This window comes from Eubacterium sp. CAG:161, from assembly GCF_000432355.1.
Taxonomy (GTDB): Bacteria; Bacillota; Clostridia; order Lachnospirales; family Lachnospiraceae; genus Eubacterium_G; species Eubacterium_G segne.
This window is the reverse complement of record NZ_HF991859.1, coordinates 60589-62316: the sequence shown is the minus strand read 5'-3', so window position 1 is coordinate 62316 and position 1728 is coordinate 60589. Positions and strand designations below refer to the sequence as shown.

The 1728-nt window shown below is 36.3% G+C and carries 2 protein-coding genes; both read left to right on the top strand.

The genetic code is table 11. The annotated features are described in order from the left end of the window. Window positions 1-869: sodium-dependent transporter (locus Q5O30_RS04480; RefSeq protein ID WP_302674580.1), on the top strand; the 869-nt coding region annotated here is incomplete at its 5' end. 28 nt (window positions 870-897) lie between these two features. After that, window positions 898-1728, top strand: an 831-nt coding sequence (locus Q5O30_RS04475) for a hypothetical protein (protein WP_302674579.1), incomplete at its 3' end; no start/stop codon positions are given.

Below are 1728 nucleotides of genomic sequence, written 5' to 3'. Positions count from 1 at the left end.
TGGTGGTTGCAGTAATAGTAACAGCGGTAATTATGGCATTCGGAATTGCAGGAGGAATTGAAAGGGCAAACAAAATAATGATGCCTCTTTTATTTGTGCTGTTTTTAGGTCTGGGTATTTATATATTTACATTACCGGGAGCAAGTGACGGATATAAGTACATATTCACAATTAATCCAAAAGGACTGTTAAATGTAAGATTGTGGATTTTTGCCTTTGGTCAGGCATTTTTCTCACTTTCCATTGCAGGAAATGGAACAGTAATTTACGGCTCATATTTAAGCAAATCAGAAAATGTTGTAACATCTGCCGGAAATGTGGCTATATTTGATACTTTGGCAGCATTACTTGCGGCATTTGTAATTATTCCGGGAATGGCAGTTGGAGGTGCAGAGTTATCTTCAGGAGGCCCGGGACTGATGTTTGTATATTTGGTAAATGTGTTTAATGGAATGCCCGGTGGAAAAATAGTTGGAATAGTATTTTACATTTGCGTACTTTTTGCAGGAATGAGCTCACTGGTTAATTTATACGAAGCACCGGTAGCAACAATGCAGGAAAAGTTTGGTCTTAAAAGACCGGCAGCAGTTGGTGTAATAGCTGCTATTGGTTGTATTGTGGGACTTGCAATTCAGGGAATCGTATCAGGATGGATGGATGCCGTTTCAATATATATTTGTCCGTTAGGAGCAATGCTTGCAGGCATCATGTTCTTCTGGGTAGCAGGAAAAGATTTTGCATTAGAAGCAGTAAACCAGGGCAAGGACAAGCCTATTGGAAAGTGGTTTATGCCTCTTGGAAAGTATGTGCTTGTTCCTTTGGCTTTTGTAGCATTAGTTGCCGGAGCAATTTTAGGTGGAATAGGTTAATGGTTGAAAATTGGGGAGGAATTAAAAAATGACTTATAGTAACCCGGCAACTCAGGGAAAGAAAATTACTATTATATTTGGAGTCGTGCTTTCAGTTCTTGTACTGCTTACCATAAATCCGGTTATTGATAATGATTTCTGGTTTTTGTTAAAAGGTGGGGATTATGTAATGGCTAATGGCATTCCCCATACGGAGCCTTTTACAATGCATCAGGGATGGAATTTTGTTATGCAGCAGTGGCTTAGCTCTGTTATTTTCGCATTAATTTATAATACATTTGGCGTAATGGGAATGGTTGTGACCATGAGTATTATATCATTAATTACAACTCTTATAATTTATAAAATATGCTTGTATGTTACTAACAACAATACTTTAATTTCTTTTATTATAGGCTGTGTGTATGTTATTATAAATACTTTTTCATGTGTTACCAGACCTAAGATTTTTACAGCCCTTATATTTGCAGTTGAATTATATTATCTTGAGAAGTTTATAAAAGAGCAGAAAACCAGGTATCTTATAGCACTTCCTATATTATCGGTTTTGGAAATAAATCTTCATGCCTCTATGTGGTGGATGATTATTGTGTTAATACTTCCTTATGTGGCAGACAGCATTTCCATTCCAAAATTAAAGGTTAAAGGGGAAAATAAAAAAATTATTCCATTGCTTTTATCCATGGTTGCGGTATTTATTGCCGGATTAATTAATCCATATGGAATTAAAGCTATTACGTATTTGTTCAGGTCTTACGGGCTAGAAGAAATAAGCGGGTATATTTCTGAAATGCAGGGGATTAACGTTAATGATGCCATGGGAATGGCAATGGCGGTTATTATGCTTATAATGGTTTTT